The following is a 14,934-nucleotide window of genomic DNA, read 5'->3' on the forward strand; positions in this document are numbered from 1 at the left end:
CCCAAAAGCATCCGAAACTCTTCACGATTGCGGAAGGTCTGGTTTGGAGAGCGTGGGGTCGGTAAGCAGACGTTCGGTGGAACAAGTTATCGCACGACGGTGCCTGCAGCATTGGTCGTAAGGATGGGCGCGCCGTGATGGTGGGTGTGTAGCCAGTTGAGCGTGCCAGCTTGGCCGCAGCGTGTTATTTCAGCTCACCTGACGTTCAGACGTGTCCCACCAAGCTGAGCGCAGCGCCTTCTTATCTATCTTTCCGACGGAGGTTAGCGGTAACTCTCCTACAACTTCAAATGATTTGGGGACATGGGCTGGCCCCTTGCGCGAACGGACCCAGCTAGCGAGATCATCCTGGCTGACTGAATAGCCCGGGCGAATCACGATGTAAGCCTTTACTGCCTCCCCCCACCTATTGTCAGGCACGCCGATAACAGCCGCTCCAGCAATCGCCGGGTGGGCGTTCAGAACGTTTTCCACTTCGCTTGGAAATACATTGAAGCCCCCAGAGATCACCATTTCTTTTTTTCGATCTACAATGAAAAGCCGCCCCTCTTCATCCTGCCAACCGATATCGCCTGTACAAATCCAACCATCCTTGATGGTTGCAGCAGTTAGGTCAGGTTGATTCCAGTAACCTTGCATCGCATAGGGAGCGCGTACGCATATCTCTCCCTTTATACCCGCCTCTGTCATCAAACCGCTGTCATCAAGCACGCAGACTTCGCAGTCGAGCAAAGGATGTCCAGCAGAAGCTAGTAGCTCTGGGCGATCTAGGCTGTGGTCTTCGGGTCGAAGCGAGGCTATCCCAAAGCATTCAGTCTGACCGTAAAGTTGGCAAAAAACTTGGCCAATGCGGTCAAGCCCTTCCTCAAGGCGAGATGGAGCAATGGGAGAGGCACCGTATAAAAGCAGCTCCAATGAGGTCAAATCAGCGCGGCTCCAAGTCGTATGGTCGAGAAGCGCGTATATCATCGATGGAACGAGCAATGACATATTGGCCTTAGAGTCAAGAAGACGCCGGATAAGTGCGTCCGGCTCAAATCCAGACATGAGATCGACGGTGCCCCCTCTAGCAAGTACCGGCGCAATGAACATACCCGCCGCATGACTAATAGGCGCGGCGGCCAAATAAACTGGCAATTTCGGAAGTGGGAAGTTTGCTAGAACAGCAATAGACCCTGCAGTAAGCTCCCTATGACTGCGTCTTACACCCTTTGGACGGCCGGTTGTCCCACCCGTGTAATTGATGATCGCTAGCTCATTCGGTCGCGATAAATCTTTCGGACTAAATGACGCATCCATCGCCTCTGCAATTAGATCTTTTCCAAAGGACGCAGGGCCCAGAACTAAAGTGGTTGGGACAGATGCGTCAACGCAAAGCTGGCCCGCTCGGTCGCCAAATGCAGGGTCTAAAATCAAGGCTGTGGCCCCTGAGTCGGCAATCTGGTCAAGATGATCTTGGTGGGACCCAAGTGGATGAAGGGAAGTGGTTGCCGCACCCAACCCATTACAAGCCACGCTAGCGCACCAAGCTTCAAAATTGTTTGAGGAAAGACCAGCAATGACGTCCCCGCGCCCAATTCCGGCCCTAACCATCGCCGCTTGCATTCGGCCTATTAAGTCTCGCGCAGCCCTATAACTAATCGCCCTTTTGCCAGCCATAAAGGCGGTACGTTCACCAAAGCGCGCCAAAGCATGTAATACGAAACTTGCATGGGTGGGCCCATCATGCCAGTCCAACCTCATTGCCAACCCTGCCAATCGAGCTTCTGTGCTGGGTAAGTCGTTACAAAATACAAAAGATTCCCTCCCGAACGCTTCCATCGGTCATATCGAGTCTATTCGATCTGGAAGAAGTGGTACTAATTTGTATCATTTTAATCCAATGGCAGTCAACAGGCCTTGCTGCTTGGTTTAAGAGATTCGAAGCCGCGATCTGGGGAAACAGTTAGCGACATGGACTGTGATGATCCTTTTGTACCCGTCGAGGCACAGAAATACGCTAACGACACTCAATTTCGGCTAATATAGCTAACTGCTAAAATTCGTATAACTCAGAAGAGGCCTTGAGGAAGGCTTGATTGAGCAGCATCTCGGCACACAGTCGCGAAGTTGCTTTTTCACGAACCATAGTCCGTATCCACATTGATTCAGTTTTGGGGGTTTCGCTCAAGTGGACGATTTTGCGCTCAAGTTCATAATTAACCCCCGGGTAGAGCGGCCCGTCGATGACAACAACCTCCTGATCGGCAAAAAGGCCTACAACAGGTTGGCGAATCGGAAATGGATCCTGATCCGCAACCGACTGGCAAAGGACGCTGATCATTTCAACAGGCAGAATGGCTCTGGTCCATGGTGTATTTGTCTCCTCTGAGTACCATGGACTCGGCTCGGTTATGACATCCAACTTTTCAACAAGACTGAAGGGGTAAAGGCCACCTAAAGGTGTTTTAGCATCCAGCCGAATACAAACCTTTGGTGCAGCTAGCCCCGGATGGCAGCCAGCGAGAATACGTGGCTCAGCTAGTGCTCGTGAAGCGGCAAGCCGCTGACGTGCGAAGCTATTTTCTGGGGGGCTCCCAACTCCTGCATTCCCCATAAGTACAACTGTGCCATCACGCTTCACCATCGATAGATTGGCGGAGTCCGAGGCAACTTGACTCATTCTGGCCTGAAGCTCCTCGCCTTCATAGCTAGCCTGTTTGTAGGTGACAGAAATACTACCGAAATCAAACCAAGAGGAGCCGAAGGCATGGTATAAAAGGGGCGCGAACTGGCTGAAATGCGTAGGCCCCTCGATTGTGCCACCTTGAAAGCCCAAACCTTGGGCAGTCGCATCATCGTGTATTGAAGCGTGATTGGCGTAGCTCTGTCGCTTCAGCAAGTTGATTGGACGGCGCCAAGGCCCCACAAGGATAATTGATCCATCTTGACCCCTTTCCTCGCGGATTGTTGCAGAAAAGGGATGTTGCAGCATTCCGTCACTCGGCGTCATGGCACTTCCTCAACTCGGGGCAGAAGATATCGGCCATTTAGTAGACTCGGGTCAGGATTGTAGGCTCGTAATACCAACGCAAAGCGTGCTCCCGATGCAGGTAGCCAATTTGACCGCCTGCTTTCACCAGGGTCTCTGGCACCGATCCAAATCGTCAATGAACCATCTGCTTCAGTACGTAGTCCCGGTGTCCGGTCGCCGACGGCATAGCGACCGAGCGGATTTTGCGCGAAAAAGAGTCGACCATCCCCTAGAGCTTCATAAAGGCTTAGTGACCAAAAGGCCCTGGCTGGTGGTAAACCTCCTGGCGGGAACCGAAGTACAAAGGATGTGTCTGCCGGAAAAGTGGTTTGTCCATCCCGGGCAATAGCCCTGAGATAAACCGCTTCCTTCAGGGGTAGCGCTCCAAGCCCCCAAGTAGCGATTGATGCGCGATAGATGTAGTCGGCACCGAAGTCTCCAAGGCTTACTTCGGGATATATCCATCCGGATCTGGCACCACTCAATGCTAGACGCTTGGCGATGCGGTTTCGTGCATCCTGTAACCCTCTATCAATCGCGCTACGCCTGGAATGGGCCACTTCTGTAAGGCCCAGAGGGGTTAGCCCAGCCTGCTCCCAACGTTCCCGAAGCTGATGCTCGCCCGCAAGGGGCGGTGCTTCGGCAGCGAGCAATCCAACAATCGCTTGGAGCTCTTCGAAAGCGTCGGTAGTGGCCGGTACAGGACTAGGTGGCGGCGATTGAGCTCCCACGATCCTAAGGCCATCTTGGAGTTGGTGCGCAACACCAATATCCTCCGGCCCAGAGACCAAGGTCCGAACCTGCGCCCATACCCAATGTGTTGGAGCAACAATCTCATCGCCGCTGGGACGTTCATTGGGCGCAATAAGTCGCACACGGCCGGGTTCACCTCGAGTTTGCCTTGGTCCTAAGACAACAAAATTGTTTGTGAACATATCGAGGATGGCGATGGAGAGGTAACGCTCGGATGCCTTGGGATAAGCGAGCTCCACCGGCCCTTTTCGCAAGTCCAGCCAAGCAGAAGAGTAAAGTGTGTCATTATTTGGCGTCGTGACTCGGCGAGACGAAGCGTCAGCCAGCCGACGGACATGCCTCCATTGATTGGCCGCACTCCCAATCGTACGCTGCCGCGCTCGTGCCATTTCGAGCACAGGCAGGCCATAGATGTATAGGTCACCGCAGGCCGCCTCAAAACTGGCTAGATCATTTGAAAATGTCGAAGTGCAGGCACCCACACTCGCCAACCCCATAACTGATGCCCAGCTTAATAGCATGCGCCTATTCGGAGATTGTTGAGGCCCCGACCCCTCGGAGCATTTGGCCAGATACTCCGCGCCGCCTAGATCGCTGTTCATAAAATACGACATGGCTAGGATTGCGTTGTCCTGCGCTTACGTTGAACGAAATCATTCGCGGACGAGCTTTGGCTCTGCCTCAATGCGCTTGCATTTAACTCAACTGCTCGCGCAACACCTTGAGAATGCATGGCGCGCGCCTGTGAAAACGCGGCAGCCCCAGCTCCAGCCGCTATGAGCTTGAAAAGCTTCTTATACCCGCTGAGGTCTTTCAGGCGCATATCGCGTGTTGCGATGGCCAAGTGGCCATATAACTCTGCAGCACCAATGCTAAGATCCCTTATTGATTGGGTCAGTCGAGCCGATCCAACAATGACATTCATTTGCGCAACATAACGATAGGTTGCGACCTGGAATGCACGGGCGGTAGATGCCGGGTTCCGGGCAATTTGCTCCAATTGCTCCAATTCCCGCCGGAGGGCTTCAACCCCCCCAGGAGTGGCAGCCGACGCGCATCGTTCTGCGAGCAGCGCAAACAAAACCTCCCGAACGGCCAGCAAATCCTGAACTTCGCGATCATCAAGCCTTACGACGAATGCACCACGCTGTGGCACAATCTTAACGAGGCCCGATGACTCCAGGAGTCGCAACGCTTCCCTAAGTGGGCCACGGCTAACGCTGAATCGCTCAGCCAACTCAACCGTCCCAAGGTGAGAACCTGGCAGAACCTCCCCGGACTGGATCATCAAGCGAATCTGACGAGCCAGGGCGGGAGGGCTGCGATCATCACCTGAAGGAGGGATAGATCCATAGGCAGTCATTAAATTGCATCCTTTGCTGACAGGCTGACCGACGACTATCTCAGCCAACCGAGGAGAGCAGCTACTTTGCACGAAGTGCAAAAACTGATCCCTGTATAGCTCTTTAGTTTACCTTAATATGGAGACGTTTTCAAGGAAATATGTTGACAGATTAAAGCACGAAGCTGCTGATTCCGACCTCTGCGCGTATAGACCGAATTCAAGGGAGCACTTCAATCTGAATAATAGCCTCCCGTTCCCAATGCACCGACCAATGTTCAGTTTTTTAGTTGGCCATATATTTAATGTAAACTGTTTGTACCCATAGACCTATCAGGAACTCGAGCGGCTCAAGTTGCGGGGCCCAGAGTTTGCTGCTGTCGCTTTCAGCCGACCATAAAGCGGGGGTCTAGTTCGCCATATGGTGCCGGCATTCCATCGAGAATGTTCTTAGAAACTGCCAATGACTGCTGTAAAATCAATTGGATGAAGCATAGCGACGCCGCTCTTTTGGCAGGGGCGGCACCGTCTATCTTCCCTCGCAAAGCTTTTATCTGCCTAAGCCATAACCAAGCAACAATCGTGTCGCCAACAAAGATAGTAAATGGACTTGCCCATGCACGCGCATCGTCGTCGCGGCCAGTTACCAGCTTAGCCGTACACTCTTGAATATTACTCACACATGTCACCAAAGCTTCGAAAAGCGCTACCTCATGCGGACCCTGTATTGAGCTAAGATCGGAAACGATTTCTTGCAGCAATTGCAATAGGGTGGCTCCGCCATCACTTCGTACGCCTCTGAGGACGAAGTCTATCGCTAAAATACCACTCGTGCCTTCATGAATCGTGTTGAGGCGCTGGTCCCGGAAGAGTCTTTCTACTGGATGATCACGCACATACCCGGCTCCTCCCATAACCTGAATCGCTAGCGAGTTTGCCTCAAGGCCGCGTTCTGAGCACCAATATTTCACAAGTGGGGTTAAGAGACCAAGTCGGATCCTAGCCCGCGACGCCTCACTTATATCCGGGTGACTAAATGCATCATCTACCGTTCGGGCCCCGTACAGACAAAGACATAGACCACCTTCGCAAATGGCCCGCTGTAAAAGCAGCATTCGCTGGACGTCGGCGTGGCCGATAATGGCCATAGGCAATCCTGTTTCGCGGTCGCGCCCTTGAAACCGCGTCTGTGCATACTCTGTTGCATGCCGGAACCCTGCATACGCTGTCGCTGCAGCTGTCACCCCGACACCGATTCGGGCTTCATTCATCATGTGGAACATATATGAGAGGCCTAAATGGGGTTTGCCGATCAGATACCCAATTGAAGGACCCTTTGCACCAAATTCCAACGCACAATTTGATGTGCCACGATGGCCAAGCTTGTGATTAAGGCCGATTGTGGCAACTCCATTTGATTCCCCGTCAAGGTTCATCTTTGGCACAATAAGGAGTGAGAGACCTGAAGCGTTTGTTGCACCCCCGTCAATCCGCGCCAACACAAGATGGATTATGTTGGCTGTGAAATCTTGGTCTCCCCCAGAGATCCACATTTTGGTCCCGGTGACATCGTAGGAACCATCATCGCGCAATACAGCCCGGGTCCGAATCTCGCCGAGCGCCGATCCTGCTTGAGGCTCACTTAGGCACATAGTCCCGGTCCAGATTCCATCGCGCATTGGATTTATAAATGTTGACTTCTGCCATGTATCGCCAAACGCTTCAATGACTCTGGCTGCAGCGGTGGTGAGGAATCCATATCCCGCTGCAGGGTTACATGCCGCTCCGAATATTGCCATAAGTGCCGTTGATATGCACGTTGGTAATTGAAGCCCCCCATTTTCGAGGGTCAAACCAGCGCCTAGTAATCCAGCATCGGCATAAGCATGAAACGCCTTCGCCACATCATCGTGGACCAATACTCTGCCTTCAAAGAATAACGGCTCTTCTGCGTCGATTCTAGCAGCGATCGGGGAAAACTTTCGCTCAGCTAAGTCATCCGCGGCGGACAGAATGTTCGCTATGTCAAGTCTGTCTAAGTGACCAAAAGTCGGCCAGGTTAACACGGCCTCAGCCCCCAGCACATCACCTAAAAGGAATCGCAACTCTTGTAGCAGCAAACGAGCACCTAGTGTTTACATGGTGTTTACATATTATTCGTTATCTGTCGACACATTAACAGAATGGTTTGACACAAAGCAAGTTGTTTCTTGCAACCAAAGCCCAAAATTCGTGGTCGGCGGGTTTACCTTCGACATTGTACGATTTTGTAGGCGCCCAATTCGACAGGTCGTGCAACGCCAATTGTCCCAAAGTTTCTTGATCTTGAGAAAAATGCGTTGTTATATGATACTTAACAGTATCTATTTGTCGGGAAGTGAAAGTCGAGAGAGAACTGCTGTCTTACGCAGGCCAGGAGGGACTAAATGCCAATGTTATCCTTACATTTTTGGCGTCGGCTTCTACTCACAGCTACCCTCGTCGGTGTCGCCGTATTGGGAGCATGTGGTGGAGGTGGAGGCGGAGGCAGTCCACAGGCCTCTACGGACGGTCCTCAGCCTTCGATTTCAAGCTTTAGCGCTTCGCCAAATTCCATCAGCTCGGGACAAAGTGCCGTGCTGACATGGAGCGTCAAAGATGCAACCAATGTGACCATAGATAATGGCATCGGCAATGTGCTCACGCAAACAAGTGTGACAGTAAATCCATTAATAACAACAACTTATACTTTGACAGCAAGCAATGCGCGCGGGTCGGTCCTGGCAGCAACAACCTTGACGGTCTCGCCGAGCCCGCCTCCTTATCCGGTTGGTCTGACAGATGACTTTCTCCTCGTAAATGGCGTTCGGCGAGACTACAGGGTCCATGTACCTGCCTCGCTTGGAGGGGCAACTCCGAAGGCAATCGTATTGGTGCTGCACGGCGGCGGAGGCGCGGGCCTCTCTGTTGCAAATACCGGGGCTCATCCACTAGCGGTTTTTAGAACTGTTGCTGATCGTGAAGGTTTTGTTGTCGTGTATCCTGGGGGACTCCCCCAGCTTGATGGTGGTGCGGGTTGGAATGACTGTCGAAACGACAACAGCCTTGCAGCTCCAACGGACGATATCGCATTCCTAGACGCCCTAATTGACAGAATACGATCTCAATACAAACTTCCCAGTGAAAAGGTGTTTATGGCGGGCGGGTCCAACGGTGCGCAAATGACCTTTTCCTATGCCTTGGCGCGAAGCGAGCGTGTCGCTGCAATTGCCACTTCGAATGGAAACCTACCTGTTGATCCGAAACCAGGGGCATGCCGAAACTTTCCTGCTCGTCCCATTCCCGTCTTAATGGCCCACGGTACAGCCGATCCGGCGATGCCTTATGGTGGCGGATGTGTTGCAAATGTTGGGTCGGGTTGTGCACGTGGTCGTGTCATCAGTGCAGAGGCAACGCGCAATTTCTGGCTTGAAGCAAATGGCTTGGCCAACAAGGTTCCATCGCAAACCATCTTTGAAGTCGATTCAGGTGATGGAGGACCCGCCAACCGATTTCAGTATCTGGGTGTCCCTGCCGTTGAATGGTGGCGCATGGATGGTGGGGGGCATCCGGTCTCGAGTCAAGCTGTCTTAATCCCGACCAACCCTACAAGTGGTATCCAGAACAGGGATGTTGAATTTGCCGAGATAGCATGGTCCTTCTTCAATAAAGCTCTTGCTTCTGGTACTGTGCCGTCGAGTACAGCAATCGCAGCAGCGCGGGATTATAGCACCAGTGTTGGCGGGCAAACATTCCTCATTATGCATAACGGAAAGATACTAGATGAGGCTTATGCCAATGGCGGCGCGCCTGAACGTGTGCAACTCTTGGCAAGCGCCACCAAAGGCTTCACAGGGATGGTGGGTGCTATTGCAGCCTCTGATGGTCTTTTTAACCTAGATGAGCCCGTGGCAAATCGAGCAATTACAGAATGGAAGAGCGACCCGGTTCGGTCTAGAATCACTTTTCGGCATCTGCTGACCATGGCAAGTGGTCTTCAGGAACTCAATGATTTACCAGGCTGGAATAGCTATATCAATGCTCAAGCGATTAACGAGCCCGGCAACGTCTTTGTCTACAGCGGGGATCCGAATATTCTTGGGTTAGCCATGCAGCGTTTGCTTCCAGCAGAAAAAGTAGAAGACTACTTCAATAGGAAGTTATTCAGTCCCCTTGGAATGACCTCCGTGCGCTGGGCCAGCAATTTCTCAGATGGCAATCCCCAGCTATCGGGTGGCGCATATGCTACCGCACGAGATTGGGCAAAGTTTGGCGAGTTCGTCCGGCTGACAACTAGCCGCGAATGGAATGGGAGCCCACTTTTGGCAGCCTCATTCTTCGATCAAGTGTTTCAAGGTTCAAAGGCACATCCTGCTTATGGATTTTACTGGTGGCTCAAAGAGCCTGTCCCAGCCCAACTTGCTGCAACGATCGACTCAAATAACAAGGAGCAATATTCTCGGCAGATTAAACCCATTATTGATGATGGTCGAGTGCCCGATGATTTTGTCATGGCCGCGGGTGCCTATGGCCAACGGCTATACATCATACCATCGCGCGGGTTGACGATTGTTCGGAACGGGCCGGCGAATGACAATCGGTTTAAAGATGAAGAATTCTTGGGACGGCTCTTCGGGCCATAGCGGTCATGATCAGTTGAAGGAGATCAGCGGCGCGGAATGCCGCCAACATAATGCCGCGCCGCGTTTCCATTAAGCTCGAAATAAGCTCGCTGCAATATCTGCACCTTACCTCCGGATAGGGCAAATAAACATTTGCCCCACTTTCGGGAAGCATAACATTGTCAATTAACTGGAGGCCAAGAAAAAGTAGGAACGACTTTAAAGGCTGGAGCAAGAGGATTTGCAATCAGGGATTGCTCTCGCGGCTACTCGATCAGGATACAGCTGTTGTCTCTAGAAGATCAGCAAACGCGAGTCCCAACATGTTGATATTCGACTTTGGCTTTGGGTGGGCTTTTGACCACTTAACCGTATTTCTGGTTAACGGTCGGGTCTTATGCAATGATCATCCAGCGATCATAAAGCGAAGCTAGCGACTGCTTTGCCCAGGCAAGAAAACTCTCGTCTCGTTCCGCTTCGCCGTGTTCAATCCACCAAAAGACGCCATCGATCAGGAAACCGGCTACCGCATGGGCGCATAAGCCGCGAAGCATAGTATCCTGAGCGAGCCGAGGGTTTGTCTCGGCCAACAAGTCGTCCGTTTTTTTGACAATTCCTGAATGCAAAGCGTCAAAATAATGGCGCAACTCTGGGTCACTCGCGCAATGCCGTACTAAGATCTTAAGCTCATTTGGATTTGCTCGCGCCAACGAGATTACCTCTCGCAAGTTTCGTCCAAGGCCTTTCCATGGTCTGCTCTGTAACTCACGCCAAAGCGCAGACATACGTTGCAGGATCGTGTGAATAAGCTCGTCTTTGGACGAAAAGTGCCGGTAGAGCACTTGCTTGGGGATTCCCAGCGCTACAGCCAGCGTATCCATAGTCGTTCCACGCACGCCCTGTTGCGCCAGGACAATGGCTGCAGCTCGCGCAAGTTCATCAACCCGTGCTTGTCTGCGGGTAGCGGCTTCTTCGCGTGGCGGCCGACCCCTGCGTCTATGGGAGACGAGAGCTGTCGCGAAATCTGGAGCTTGGACCACTTCTTTCTCCTGGAAAGTGACATTTTATACATTTCGCTTGACTGTTCAAGATATGTGAGACTAATTTGTAACAAATAATAATCGAACTTAAGGAGGAGCGCATGGCCGCCTATCGTCTCGGGCTTTTGGCATCAGTTTGCATTTCCGGATGCACTATTATTCCGGCTTTCGCACAATCAGCGCCTCAGCAGGCAGCACCAATTGTCGCAGATCGTCCAGCCCAAGACCCCCAGTTACAGGCCGGGGAAGAGGTCATTGTGACCGCGCGGAAACGTGCTGAGCGTCGCGATGACGTGCCAGCCTCGCTGTCTGTCTTCGATCAGGCCTATATGAAGGCCTTGGACGTTGCATCTGGCAAGGATCTGACACGTATTACACCTGGAGCCTACGTGATCGATAACGGATCGGGGTTTAATGACGAATTTCTGATTCGTGGCGAAGGCGCCGCCCGACAGAATAATGCTGAAACTGGCGTTGGCCTTTATCGCAATGGAACCTTCATTGCTGGTGGCAATGCTGGCGGTCGCAATTTTGTGCCAATTGACTTCTTCGACGTCGGCTCAGTTACCGTACTTCGTGGACCACAAGGCTCCTTTTATGGACGCAATGCTCTGGGCGGCGCAGTGGATATTGTTTCGCAGAGACCGAGCACTGACGCTGAGGGTGAAGTTCAGGTGAGTACTGGTTCAAATCAAAGCCATACGGCCGAGTTGATAGCTAATGTCCCTTTTGCTGAGACTTTCCTAGTGCGCGTGGGTGGCTTTGTGTCCGACCAACAAGAGGGTTTCTATAAGTCTTCGATCACGGGGCAGTTTCTCGACAAGGAAGAAACGACTGGATGGCGTGCACAAGCAAATTGGCGGGTTTCCCAGAGTTTCGACGTAAACTTGTTGCTGGAGCGTTCAGACGAATTTGGACCAAATGTAATCGCATTCGGGCAAGTGCTGCCTCAGAACGATCCCCCGATCAACCCTGTTGGGGCACCCACGGGATTCTCAGTTGGAAGATTTTTAAAGCCCGTAGACACGCCCAGCTTCTTTGACCGTTCAACGCAAATGAAGTCCTTGGAATGGAACTGGGACCTCGGATTTGCCGAGTTGAAGTCGACGACCGCTAATCGGAAGCGAATTGCAGCAACGCAATCTGATGTTGATGTCTTTGGCAATAACAATCTGGCAAGGGTGGTTCCGACTGTTGCGCTGGGTAGCGAGGAGTTCGAACGTTTGACCCAAGATATTCGCTTGGTGTCACGATCAGACTCACCGCTCACTTGGGTCGTCGGCTTCGAATACAATAAAGTCGACTCAAGTTTTGACACTGTTAGGTTCTCTGATGCACAGCGCAATGACCGCTTTGATGGCGTTTCCGATGTGCCATCTACCCTACCCTCCGCTTGCCTGGTTGCTCCGACTTGCACACTCGCTCAAGTTCAAACTACCGCCCGAAACGCTTATCGGGTTGAGGACTCAGGGATTGATGACACCTCTATCGCTGTCTATGGTGCAAGCACCTGGCGGGTACTTGATACACTTCAGATAAGTGCGGACATTAGATGGAGCCAAGACGAGAAAAACTTCAGCCTCGCCAACGTTTTCCGCCTCGACAACCCGGCAACACCGGTCAACGAACAACTAACGCGGTCGATTTCTGCTTCTGAGACATTTAGCAAGTGGACACCCAGTGTTTCATTCAACTGGCGTTTTGCTGACAACCGCACTCTCTTTGGAAGGATTGGAACTGGCTTTCGGGCGGGCGGGTTCAACAACGATTTGGGCGAGATAGGAGATGGGGTAAGCGCAATTGCAATACCATTAAGTTATGGTGAGGAGTTTGTAACGGCTTATGAAATCGGGACTCGCGGTCGCCTTGGGAAGGCTGTTCGATATGATGTTTCTGCATATTTAAACCAAAAGCAGAATGTGCTGGTAAATTACTCGGTGTTCGCCGGGACCAGTGCCACCAACACATTGCGAAACGTTGGTGTCTTGGCGGCCGCCGGCGACTCTCAACAATATGGCATTGATGCCGAGGTTTCGGGTCGGATCCAAGTGGGAGGAGGCGTGCTAACGCCTCGATTGAGTCTCTCCTGGGCTAATGGTGAATATGATGGAGGCTCGGTTTACTCAAATACCCAGACCAATCCTTCCGGTACGCTCGCACTCGTCTCGATCGATGGCAAAAAAATCCAGCGGCTCCGCGAATGGACCACGGCATCCACTCTCCAATATCGTCGCCCGCTCGTGGGGGAACTAAACCTTGTGTTGATGCTCAGCCAGCGCCTGGAGCTCGGTGGCTTCGAGGATCCCGCCAACAACAATTTAATGGATGATGTTACGCTCTACGACGGCTCAATTGGGATCGAAAGCAAGAATTGGCGCTTTACCTTTAGTGGGAAAAACATCACCGACGAGGAATATTTCAACATCTCCCCGGGAAATTTGAGCTTTCAAGCTCAACAGAACGAACCTCGAACTTGGCGCGCAACTTTGAGTGTCAAGTACTAATTCCTAACCGGCAGCTGTACAACAGTTTTTGCTAAGCACTTATGGCACTCGGAAAAGCCGTCGTCAGCGATGCGGGTTTTTCAATAGAAATCACTGATGAAACTCAATTCGACGGATTAGCCTGCCTTAATCGTTAAGCATGAGCGACCTTTAACTCCGGAGCACAGAACCATGCGTCTTACCCTCATGCTGCCATTGATTGTGACCTTCATTGCGGCAGTCATTAACCCTGCTGCCGCGCAAACAATGGCCGCCATGGATATTTCATTCAAGGTAGGCGAGGCGGAGCGACGCGCCATTCTCGTCAATGAGGCACCAGCAGGCGAGATTCGACCAGTTGTGATCGTTTTGCATGGTGGAAACGGCAGCGCCGAAAATCAGCGCCTGCGTACCGGTTTCGATGATGTTGCGCGGTCAGAAGGCTTCACTGTTGTATATGCGGAGGGAACCCAATGGGCTCCTCGTCAACATGCATGGAATACCGGATATCTGCTCCGTAAGCAGGTCGGTGGTGCCGATGATATTGCCTACCTTGATAAGTTGATTGACCTCTTGATAAGTCAGTATCGAGCAGACCCAGCTCGAATTTATATGACTGGTGGCTCGAATGGAGCGATGATGACCCTGGTCTACGCAACACAGCGACCGCAGCGGCTCGCGGCCGTGGCTCCCATTGTTGGAGCTATGTTCTCCTTTGATAGCCGCCCAATCGTCCCCCTTCCAATTTTACTCATCAATGGCGGCTCAGACAATGAAGTTCCAATTGAAGGCGGCCTGAGTCGCAACGAACTTGTTAGAAGAAATCAGGCCGCCCCATATAAATCGCTTGAGGAGACGGTATTATTCTGGGTGGCCGCTAATCGGTCAAAGTCAGTACCAGTCGTCGAGCAAGTCGGGACAGTTACCACTCGAGTTTTTTCTGCTGGCCCGGCAGGCGCCGAAACAGTTGTGGTTGTAGACTCAGCTGGTGGTCACGGATGGCCAGGAAGCAAGTCAAATCGCCAAGAAAACACCCCAATTCAGGCCTTTAAAGGTGCTGACCGCGTGTGGACGTTCTTTAAGGATAAGCAGCGAGTGCCAGTGCCAGCGCACTCAGTGATTGGAGCAAATGAGAACAAAGGGATGTCCGTTCCGCACAACGCGATGCCAGTTGCTTCGAAAATCCAAAGCGAGCAAAGCAACCGTGCCCGCGCTGCGGCTTCTGGCATTGATGCAAACCAAGATGGTATGATCTCCCGTGCTGAATGGCTTGCTGCTGGCTTTCGCGAGCAGGGATTTGTAATCATGGATAGTGATCGAAACGGGAATCTTTCGCCCCAGGAACTGAAGCAGGGAATGACTCGCCTGGAGGATCGACGCACTCAGCCTGTAGGCAAGCGAAGCAACTAAACTCGCATGCTAGTTTGCTATGATGTTAGGCCAAGTTGACAAACTTTTGAACCAGCTTCTTGCGACGATGAAATCAGTGAAGCCGAGGTAGCTTGCTGCGGTCTTGTCGTATCGTATTGCAAAGCGGCGGAAGTATTTAAATTTATCGGCCCGAAGGGCCGCGAAGCGCACCAGCGCTTAAGGCGGTTTCGTAAAGCATAAGTTGACATAAGGGTATCCATCCGGCGAGGGCCACGGCGTGGCTTAGGGCGCG

9 protein-coding genes are annotated in these 14,934 nt (G+C 52.2%); 3 read left to right on the plus strand and 6 right to left on the minus strand.

Annotated features, from left to right (window positions below; translation table 11 throughout):
* Positions 1-189: 189 nt before the first annotated feature.
* The 5 genes from B7364_RS09150 to B7364_RS09170 form a co-directional block, all read right to left on the minus strand.
* Positions 190-1,821: an AMP-binding protein gene (locus B7364_RS09150; RefSeq protein ID WP_332835081.1), complete on the minus strand. Its 1,632-nt coding sequence runs from the start codon at positions 1,819-1,821 to the stop codon at positions 190-192.
* A gap of 214 nt (positions 1,822-2,035) precedes the next feature.
* Positions 2,036-2,992: a hypothetical protein gene (locus B7364_RS09155; protein WP_198534151.1), complete on the minus strand. Its 957-nt coding sequence runs from the start codon at positions 2,990-2,992 to the stop codon at positions 2,036-2,038.
* On the minus strand, positions 2,989-4,380 hold the full coding sequence (locus B7364_RS18410; RefSeq protein WP_085339694.1) for a DUF1254 domain-containing protein: 1,392 nt from the start codon (positions 4,378-4,380) through the stop codon (positions 2,989-2,991). Before B7364_RS18410 ends, B7364_RS09155 begins: the two co-directional genes overlap by 4 nt.
* A gap of 2 nt (positions 4,381-4,382) precedes the next feature.
* Positions 4,383-5,129: a GntR family transcriptional regulator gene (locus B7364_RS09165; RefSeq protein ID WP_085339695.1), complete on the minus strand. Its 747-nt coding sequence runs from the start codon at positions 5,127-5,129 to the stop codon at positions 4,383-4,385.
* 365 nt (positions 5,130-5,494) lie between these two features.
* On the minus strand, positions 5,495-7,228 hold the full coding sequence (locus B7364_RS09170; RefSeq protein ID WP_085339696.1) for an acyl-CoA dehydrogenase family protein: 1,734 nt from the start codon (positions 7,226-7,228) through the stop codon (positions 5,495-5,497).
* 495 nt (positions 7,229-7,723) lie between these two features.
* Between B7364_RS09170 and B7364_RS09175 the strand changes: the two genes are divergently transcribed.
* Positions 7,724-9,769 (plus strand): serine hydrolase, encoded by a 2,046-nt coding sequence (locus B7364_RS09175; RefSeq protein WP_198534154.1) that lies wholly within the window; start codon positions 7,724-7,726, stop codon positions 9,767-9,769.
* A gap of 374 nt (positions 9,770-10,143) precedes the next feature.
* On the opposite strand, the gene B7364_RS09180 is transcribed toward B7364_RS09175, so the two are convergent.
* Positions 10,144-10,788 carry a TetR/AcrR family transcriptional regulator gene (locus tag B7364_RS09180; RefSeq protein WP_085339698.1) on the minus strand — a complete coding sequence of 215 codons (645 nt, stop codon included), beginning with the start codon at positions 10,786-10,788 and terminating at the stop codon, positions 10,144-10,146.
* Between the two features lie 101 nt (positions 10,789-10,889).
* On the opposite strand from B7364_RS09180, the gene B7364_RS09185 reads away from it, so the two are divergent.
* Both B7364_RS09185 and B7364_RS09190 read left to right on the plus strand, forming a co-directional pair.
* A complete protein-coding gene (locus B7364_RS09185) occupies positions 10,890-13,292 on the plus strand; it encodes a TonB-dependent receptor (RefSeq protein WP_085339699.1) in 2,403 nt (800 codons plus the stop codon).
* Between the two features lie 171 nt (positions 13,293-13,463).
* The gene (locus B7364_RS09190; RefSeq protein ID WP_085339700.1) at positions 13,464-14,681 is read left to right on the plus strand and encodes a PHB depolymerase family esterase; all 1,218 of its coding nucleotides are present in this window, start codon (positions 13,464-13,466) and stop codon (positions 14,679-14,681) included.
* The last annotated feature ends 253 nt before the right edge of the window (positions 14,682-14,934 follow it).

It is taken from the genome of Aquidulcibacter paucihalophilus (genome assembly GCF_002105465.1).
In the GTDB taxonomy this organism is placed as follows: Bacteria; Pseudomonadota; Alphaproteobacteria; order Caulobacterales; family Aquidulcibacteraceae; genus Aquidulcibacter; species Aquidulcibacter paucihalophilus.